Here is an 8,393-nt window from a genome sequence, read left to right as displayed (position 1 = left end):
GTTTTTATTGTCCTTGGCGCTCTCGTCATCTTGTTAGTCTCTCGCCGCAAAAAAAGCCCCAGCGAGGTTGAGAAAACCAAACAAAACTCGGGGTCTTCGAGAGGCAATTCAGTTGCAGAGTTATTAGAAAAATACTCTGATGACTGAGCTCCTGCATTTAAATATCGACTTAAAGAAATGAATTCATGACATATTTTTGGATTATCGCGCTGATTTCATGCGCATTCGCTTTGGTACTTGTTTTTTGGCCATGGGTTCAACGTCGACAGCTTGAGGCTGCAGCTGGAAAACTGAGTAATGAAGAGCGAATTAGAGCAAACGTTAGAATACATAAAGAGCGTTTAAGGGAGCTTGCGTCTGAGAAAAATGCTGGCCGGATAAGCGATGAGCAGTTTGACGCGCTAAAACAGGAGCTGGAAGACAATCTACTTGCGGATGCAGAGATAAACGCAGCGGCAGAACTCTCACAATCAAATCGGTCCACGTTAATTGGATTGACCTTTACAAGCCTACTTATTGTTGTTGGCACTGCGTATCTCTACACCAAATGGGGAGCATACGATCAGGTCGAGCAGCATGTAAGCAGTCGCTTTAGCGACGCTGAGTTAGCATCGGCTCAAGCGATGGCAGAGGCGGGTGATGCGCGCGGTTTGCTGCTGCAGCTCCGCGATAAGCTCCGTAATTCGCCGAACAACATTGAGGGGTGGAGTCTGCTCGCAAGCTCATCAATGAATGCGCAGATGTTCGATATCGCCATTGAGGCCTATGATCAGTTAATTCTCATTGAGCAAGAACCGAAAGCTAAGGCGGCTCTCTATGGCCTTAAGGCTCAGGCCTTGTACTTTAATGGCAGCGCTTTAAATTCAGAGCAAGTTCGTCGTGCAAGTGCTAATGCATTTGAAATCAATAAAGACGAGACAAACACGCTCGGATTACTGGCTATCGCAAGCTTCGAGGCGCGCGACTTTGAGGCTGCTATTAAATATTGGAAGAGGATTTTGGATGTCTTTCCAGAGCATCCTTCAAAAGATTCAATTCGCCTCGGTATTGAGTCCGCGCAGCGAGCAATCGGAGCGGGTGAGCAAACAACTCTTCGCGCTCAGCAAGATGGCGACGATCAGCAGATCGATAAACAAGTAGACGGGGTTGGCGGCATTTCGGTCGTGCTCTCGATTGCACCAGATGTTGTCAAATCACTGTCTGGTAAAGAGCAGGTCGTGATTTTTGCTAAGGCGCAGCAAGGGCCTCCAATGCCGCTTGCTGTGGCTCGTTATAGTCCTAGCGAGCTACCTGAGGCCATTGTACTAAACGATCGTTTAGCGATGATGCCGGAGCTCAAGATATCGTCTTTCGAATTAGTTGATCTCACTGCGCGTATTACTTCGGGAGGGGTAGAGCGACAGTCAGGAGACTACGAGGTGACGGTGAGAGGCGTTGCTGTTGGCCAAACAAGTCCCACGCCGTTGATGATGCAGATTAGCGGTGCTGATAAGATTTTAGAAAACTAGAAGAGACCAGAGGGTATATATGAAAAAGGTTGTTGTTATTGGTGCTGGCACAATGGGGGCTGGGATTGCGCAAACGTTTGCCGTTTCAGGCTTGCAGGTTGTTCTGAAAGACGTTGCTCAAGAAGCAGTGGAGCGAGGCATCGCAACGATAGAAAAAGGTCTTTCTCGTCTCGTTTCTAAAGAGAAGATTACACAAGCCGAAGCGAATGCCGTAATGAGTAATATCACCGGCGTAACGGATAACTCGACCGTCGCTGATGCTGATTTGATTGTCGAAGCCGCTGTTGAAAACATGGCTATAAAGAAGCAGATTTTTGCTGAGCTAGATGCGGTTTGTGGTCAGGATACTATTTTCGCAACCAACACTTCGTCGTTATCGATTACCGAGGTCGCCGCTGCAACGACACGCCCCGACCGGTTTCTGGGCATGCATTTTTTCAACCCTGCGCCAGTTATGAAGCTTGTTGAGTTGATCAAAGGCATTGCGACATCTGAAGAAACCTTTGCTGCAGTTAAAGACTTAACAAGTGCACTTGGCAAAACGCCGGTAGAGGTTGCCGAAGCACCGGGCTTTGTTGTTAATCGGATTCTGATACCGATGGTCAATGAAGCTGTCGGTATTTTTGCGGAGGGAGTTGCAAGCGCCGAAGATATAGACGCGGCAATGAAGTTGGGAGCAAACCATCCAATGGGACCGTTAGCGCTTGGTGATTTAATCGGTCTTGATGTCTGTCTTGCGATTATGGATGTGTTGTACGAAGAGTTTGGTGATTCGAAGTATCGCGCTCATCCTCTGTTGAAAAAATACGTTCGCGGAGGAAGGCTTGGTCGTAAATCAGGAAGCGGTTTTTATACCTATTCATAAAACAGGCTGTTCTGACGGGGCTCAAGCCCCGTTTTTGTTTGCTTTAATCCAGTCGTAAAGTAATATCGTTAACATTTATTCCACAGCCAATCTAAAAATAACTAAGGAGAGCTGATTGTGAATTTAGAGACTTTACTTGCCCACTTTGAGGATAAGGTGGTCAACCCTGTTGGTGCGTCCCGCGCTCGAAACAAACTTCTTGGTTCCGGATATATTGCCGGCTTAAAAGCGCTCGTGAGCGTTCTTAAGATTCCCAAGCCAACCGTTCTATCCGGTAAAAATTCTTCCGTTAAATTGTGCGAAAGCATTGCGGGGTTTGGTCTTAAAAAGACGCTTATTGTTACGGACCGACCTTTATACGAGCTCGGTTTGCTCGAGAAAATACTTACGACACTGGAGAAGCATGGTGCAAGCTATGAATTGTTTACGGATGTCGAGCCAGACCCAACATTTAAAGTGGTTGAGCAAGGGCTTAGAACGTACAGACAAGCAAATTGTGATTCGGTTCTTGCGGTCGGTGGCGGGTCCTCGATTGATAGTGCAAAAGTGATCGCCTTAGCCGCATCAAATCAGGTAGAGCCACAAAAGTTGGTCGGTATATTGAAAGCCAAATCGGCATCTGCTCCATTTTTTTGTATACCGACCACCGCAGGTACGGGCTCGGAGGTCACCATCGGTGCAGTGATTTCGGATGATAAAACGCATCAAAAAGAACTCGTCATCGAGACCAAAATCGTCCCGTTAATGGCGGCGCTTGATCCGGAGCTGATGAAAGGTTTGCCGCCTGCAATAACGGCTGCAACAGGAATGGACGCATTGACGCATCTAGTCGAGTCATTCTTAAGTACGATGGCGAACGACGAGTCGAGCTATTATTCCAAAGCTGGTATTAAGTTAGTGTTCGACAACCTTCCAAAAGCCTTTAAGTCTGGCGGCAATATTACGGCGCGTGAGAATATGGCACTCGCTTCATTTTACGGAGGGTTGACGATTAACATCTCAGGCCTTGGTTATGTGCATGCGTTTGCGCATCAAATTGGCGCTCGGTATGGAATTCCGCACGGTTTGGCAAACGCAAAAGTCTTGCCGCATGTGCTGCGATTCAATTTGCCATTTGTCACCAGTCGACTTGCCGATCTCGCTGAGACGATCGGTGTTGCCAAGTCTAGTGCTAGCACGATGGATAATGCGCAAGCGTTTATAGCGGCTGTTGACAGGCTAATCGAAACAGTGGGTATTGATCCGCAAATTCCGGCACTTCAGCTGAAGGATTTTCCGGCGATCCGGCGCGCTGCTTTTAAAGAAGCAAACTCGACTTACGCTGTCCCAGCCTATATGTCTGCTGATGATGCCCAAAGCTTAATGCTTAGTTTGGCGAAATCAAAAGTGAATAAACGTAGTGCGTAGGTTTGGTTAGCTATTGATCAGGGCTTGCTCTGAGTGCGTGTGTCACTAGATCATAAACCATGAATACGAAGAGGTAGAGTCGTGTTTAGTCAACAATCTGGTGCTGACGCACGCAAAGGGCCGGCGAGATCGAGTGGATGGGAGGTATTTCGCACCTTCTTGGTTTTGGGCTGCACATCGTTTGGCGGTCCGGTTGCACATATTGGGTTCTTTAGAGAGGCTTTTGTTGCTAAGCGAAGGTGGCTGGATGATGCGACATTCTCTAGTTATCTGGCTTTGTGCCAATTTATTCCTGGTCCTGCCAGCAGTCAGCTTGGCATGGCTGTTGGCTATCACCGCGCGGGCTTTATTGGCGCCTTCTCGGCGTGGCTGGCATTTACGCTTCCTTCTGCGATCTTACTCGCGACTTTTGCTGTTGTATTAGGCTACGATTCGAACTGGATGTCTGGTGGCGTGGTGCATGGGTTAAAGCTCGTCGCTCTTGCCGTCGTTATACACGCTTTTCTTGGCATGCAGAAAAGCTTAGCACCGGATGTTAAGCGGATCTTATTAATGATGTTAAGCGCGGCCGTATTTGTTTTCTGGCAGAGTATTTTTGCACCGATTGCCGTCTTGGTGGTGGTCGGTGTGATATGTGCAATCGTCAAGATGGGCGAGACCGAAAGCGAGAGTGCGGCGCCACCCACGTCGTCTGACAGCCAGCGCATAGCCACGCCATATCGTATTGCATATGTGATGCTTGCTTTGTTTCTGAGCGGTTTCGTTGCGCAATGGTTTGCAGACGGCCAAATCCTTGATCAGTTTCTAGCTTACTATCGCGCGGGTTCTCTGGTATTCGGTGGCGGGCACGTTGTGTTGCCTTTACTAGAGACTGAAATTGTCGGCTCTGGGTGGGTTAACAGGGATACGTTTCTAGCGGGTTATGGCGCAGCACAGGCAGTGCCCGGACCTTTGTTTACGTTTGCTTCGTTTTTGGGCGCATCTCATGAGGTTGGTGTAAATGGATATCCCGGAGCCTTGCTCGCTACAGTTGCGATATTCCTGCCTTCGTTTTTGCTTTTGTTTGGGGTGCTTCCGTTTTGGCAAAGTCTGCAACATCATCAGCGTATCAAAGCAGCCTTGTGGGGTGTTAACGCGGCCGTTCTCGGTTTATTGCTGGCGACAATTTTTGATCCTATTTTGACGCAGACCATTAGCGGTTTTTCGGACGTGTTATTTGCCGCTACCGCGTTTGCCTTACTGTATTTTGGGCGTGTCTCCGTCGTTTTGGTTGTGCTTTGTGGGGGAGCATTAGGAGGCGCAATCCTTTGACCTCAGGGCTGATAGCAAACGCTATCCCTTCGCGCTGTGCAGATGTGTCAACGGACTGGCTGGCTTTCAAAAGCTAACCAGTGCTTTAGGGTCAGCGAGCTTGGCAAGTTAGGGCGGGTAAGCGCTCCTATACTGAAGCTTGATTATTTGGGCTGTGCATCAAGACTTTGTCCTGTGACGCCTGTGCTATCCGCTCCCATTAAATACAGATAGAGCGGCATAATGTCCTGCGGCGCTTTGATCGACATCGGGTTCTCAGCAGGATAGGCGCTTGCACGCATGTTCGTGCGAGTAGCTCCCGGATTGATGACATTAAACTTAATAAAGTCGTCGTCAGCATCGTGTTCATCTGCAAGTATTTGAGCAAGGCCTTCGGTCGCGAATTTGCTGACTGCATACGCTCCCCAAAATGCGCGACCTTTTCTACCGACGCTTGAGCTAGTGAAGACAACCGAAGGTTCATCCGCCGCGCGCAGCAACGGTATCATGGTTTTCACCAGCAAAAAATTAGCATGTACATTTACTTGCATGACCTTTTGCCATACTTCGGCTTCGTATTGTTCAATGGGCGTCATGGAGCCCAGCAAGCTTGCGTTGAGAACTAGGCCATCAAGTCGGCCGAATTCTTGATCGATTACGTCTGCTATCTTGTGGTAGTCCGTCTCTACTGCGCCTTCAAGGTTTACTGGAAGTATGGCAGGTTCTGGTAGGCCAGCCTCAACAATAGAATCGTAAACCGTCTCTAGTTTGGCCGTTGTTCGCCCCAGTAGCAGAATCGTTGCGCCGTACTTGGCAAAGGTCATAGCGATTTCTTTGCCAATGCCATCGCCAGCACCAGTGACGAGAATTACCTTGTCTTTCAATAACGTTTTCGGTGCTTGGTAATCTTGCATAGTGAATTCCCTTAACGGTTCGAACGGCGGCGCTGCGGAGTAAAATGTAGAACAAAATCTAAATCCGCAAACAAGCGCCAAATTTTAGGGGTAATGGCCGATTTTGTCATGCAGTAATCTGCGTTATCGTCTTCTGCTTGTGATTTAATGAAACATTAGAACAATAAACAAGGGAAGTATCATGGCTCAACAATCTATTTCGATGCATTTTAAGTTTAACAAGCCTTTAGCCACAGTATTTGAAGAGTTAAGTGACCACGAGCAGTTTGGTAAATTATGTGGAATTAACATGAAGCGCGTTAGAGACGGCTCCGATACGCCCAATGGTTTGGGGTCCGTTCGTAAGATCAATATCGGGCCTCTACCACCATTCGAGGAAACAATTACCGGCTTCAAAGAGAACAGCTTTATTGAATACAAGATTACGAAGGGAAGTCCCATAAAAAATCATGTGGGCACCCTGGAGTTTCGTGAGTCCGGCCAAGGTTGCGAGTTGGATTATGTGATTAAGCTTGAGTCTAAAATTCCGTTTACCACGAGCCTTATTAAGAACGTGTTGAAGCAGGGGATTAGTAAAGGTATTGGACAGTACGCCAACGCTTAACGCACCACTTGTTGGTTCGCGTAGCAGTATCGAATCCAACACTAAGACAAATGAAACGATTACGGGCATCGATGCGGCAGATGTAGGCTAGAGTCGCGTTTCAATTACGCTCTGTACCCGATCGACAGCGCGCGCACTCTCTAAACGATCTGGATGTTCACATCATTCGGCGTACTTCTTCGGTGCACTTCGTTCTATCTAATGATGAGTGTTGAGCCGGAAGTGAAGCTTGCACATTTAAAGAATGCGTTACTCTCCTAGAAACTTGGCAAATCTCGCCTATTTTGTTTAGCTAAATGAATGACTTCTATTATGAGTGGCTTTCACAAATGCTAAATAACGTAGTGCTGACCTTCTTTGTACTCTTGCTAGGCAGTCAGCATGCGTTTTCTGCGTTCCAGCATAAGCTGGAGGGCAGTTCCGGGATGGCGTCAAAAGAATCAGAGCAGCAACATAAAGACCAAGATACAGATCGCTACTTTGGGCGATACAGCTACTATATTGACCCGGTAGAGGCAAACACTGAATTGCTTGCAGAGAGTGCTTTTTTTTCCCGCGCCGCCTTTTTGTCTATTGAAGCTCGGCATATTGAGCAAGTGCCAAAAGACGATTTCCTTCGCGCACAGGTTAAATATGATTGGGGAAATACTGCATCAGACTACCGCTTCCGAGCAGGGCTTGCCTTTGCAGAGCATCGAGCAGAGCAAGCTAAGCGCCATTTGAATGGCGGGCTGCTCGGGCTTTCTGTCTATTTGCTCGATACCGCAAAAGTGGATTTCGACACGTCCCATGTTTCTGGTGATGGGTTTGTAATTAAAGAGTCGGAAGTGAATTTTAGGCAGGTCTTTACGGCTTACGAGAATGCCATCGCCTTTGAGCTTGGCGTGGGGTATGACGAATACGAAAGTCCCTTTATGCGGGTTGGGCGTAGAGCACATGGTTACTCGGAAAACGCGTGGGGCGGGAAGCTTGGTTGGTATTTTTTGCCCTCGCTGCAGTTCGGAATTGGCCATAGCTCGGAGAGCCGCGACTACCGCTACACGAACGACAGCAGTTCAAACAACACACTCCTGCTATACGGTGAATGGACACCGAACCTCGACCTGAGCTTATTTTTTGAGGGCTCTATGTCTCGAGAAATTATTGAAATTTCGAATGCGGATTTGGAGGTTACTGATGACCTAGCCAAGTTCGATGCGGGATTCAAAATACGCTTTTGAGTCTTTCTACTTTGCAAGGCCCAGTCTATGAAGCGCAGCTACGCTCACGTATCGAAGCACGTCACTGCTCGTGAGGTCACTTTACTCCAAGACCCGCCAAACTTTGTCTCTAATCATGTCTTAAGATACCTTGTAGAAACTTATCTTATTGCTCAGAGAGGTTGCTAGATCTCTCAGCGCGACTCCTTCTTCTTCAACAATGCTGGCGCTCTCGTTCAAGCTCTCTGCGTTGTCACTAATTGCGACAATGCTGCTGCTAAGATCCTCAGCGACATGTGCTTGTTGTTCACTGGCCGTTGCAACTTGCGTAGAGAGGGAAAGGATGTTCGCATTAAGAGCCGCTATTTTTTCAATCTCCGCGCCAGACTCTTCTGAGTGATCGTTACATTGCGCAGTTGAGTCTTTACTGATGTCCATCTTCTGACGCGCTGCGCCCGTGCTCAGCTGAAGAGCTTCGATCATCGTGTTTATTTCTTCTGTCGATACCTGAGTTCTCTGTGCGAGAGAGCGCACCTCATCGGCAACGACAGCAAAGCCCCTTCCTTGCTCGCCGGCACGCGCAGCTTCGATAGCAGCATTCAAGGC

Annotated in this window: 8 protein-coding genes; 6 read left to right on the top strand and 2 right to left on the bottom strand. The window is 48.1% G+C overall.

Annotation, left to right across the window (positions count from 1 at the left end; genetic code table 11):
• Positions 1-185 precede the first annotated feature (185 nt).
• The 4 genes from ccmI (at position 186) to chrA (ending at position 5,091) form a co-directional block, all read left to right on the top strand.
• Complete coding sequence (gene ccmI, locus A3750_RS05935; protein WP_068453377.1) at positions 186-1,508, top strand: c-type cytochrome biogenesis protein CcmI; 1,323 nt, start codon at positions 186-188, stop codon at positions 1,506-1,508.
• A gap of 19 nt (positions 1,509-1,527) precedes the next feature.
• Positions 1,528-2,373 (top strand): 3-hydroxybutyryl-CoA dehydrogenase, encoded by an 846-nt coding sequence (locus A3750_RS05930; protein ID WP_068453379.1) that lies wholly within the window; start codon positions 1,528-1,530, stop codon positions 2,371-2,373.
• 117 nt (positions 2,374-2,490) lie between these two features.
• Positions 2,491-3,780 (top strand): iron-containing alcohol dehydrogenase, encoded by a 1,290-nt coding sequence (locus A3750_RS05925; RefSeq protein ID WP_197466201.1) that lies wholly within the window; start codon positions 2,491-2,493, stop codon positions 3,778-3,780.
• An 81-nt stretch (positions 3,781-3,861) separates the two neighbouring features.
• On the top strand, positions 3,862-5,091 hold the full coding sequence (chrA, locus tag A3750_RS05920) for a chromate efflux transporter (RefSeq protein WP_082873210.1): 1,230 nt from the start codon (positions 3,862-3,864) through the stop codon (positions 5,089-5,091).
• Positions 5,092-5,234: 143 nt separating this feature from the next.
• On the opposite strand, the gene A3750_RS05915 is transcribed toward chrA, so the two are convergent.
• A complete protein-coding gene (locus tag A3750_RS05915; protein WP_068452898.1) occupies positions 5,235-5,984 on the bottom strand; it encodes a YciK family oxidoreductase in 750 nt (249 codons plus the stop codon).
• A 181-nt stretch (positions 5,985-6,165) separates the two neighbouring features.
• Between A3750_RS05915 and A3750_RS05910 the strand changes: the two genes are divergently transcribed.
• Complete coding sequence (locus A3750_RS05910) at positions 6,166-6,588, top strand: SRPBCC family protein (RefSeq protein WP_068452900.1); 423 nt, start codon at positions 6,166-6,168, stop codon at positions 6,586-6,588.
• Between the two features lie 329 nt (positions 6,589-6,917).
• Entirely contained in the window at positions 6,918-7,808 is an 891-nt protein-coding gene (locus A3750_RS05905; protein WP_156492261.1) for a hypothetical protein, read from the top strand.
• A 120-nt stretch (positions 7,809-7,928) separates the two neighbouring features.
• Here the strand turns inward: A3750_RS05905 and A3750_RS05900 are convergent.
• On the bottom strand, positions 7,929-8,393 hold a 465-nt coding region (locus A3750_RS05900; RefSeq protein WP_304440175.1), incomplete at its 5' end, for a methyl-accepting chemotaxis protein.

It is taken from the genome of Oleiphilus sp. HI0079 (genome assembly GCF_001635105.1).
Note: the sequence above shows the minus strand (reverse complement) of the source record. Positions and strands in the feature narration are given on the sequence as shown.

Coding starts and splice junctions, on each gene's coding strand:
- A3750_RS05905 (WP_156492261.1), top strand. CDS start 6,918: ATGCTAAATAACGTAGTGCTGACCTTCTTTGTACTCTTGCTAGGCAGT.
- A3750_RS05910 (WP_068452900.1), top strand. CDS start 6,166: ATGGCTCAACAATCTATTTCGATGCATTTTAAGTTTAACAAGCCTTTA.
- ccmI (WP_068453377.1), top strand. CDS start 186: ATGACATATTTTTGGATTATCGCGCTGATTTCATGCGCATTCGCTTTG.
- A3750_RS05915 (WP_068452898.1), bottom strand. CDS start 5,984: ATGCAAGATTACCAAGCACCGAAAACGTTATTGAAAGACAAGGTAATT.
- A3750_RS05930 (WP_068453379.1), top strand. CDS start 1,528: ATGAAAAAGGTTGTTGTTATTGGTGCTGGCACAATGGGGGCTGGGATT.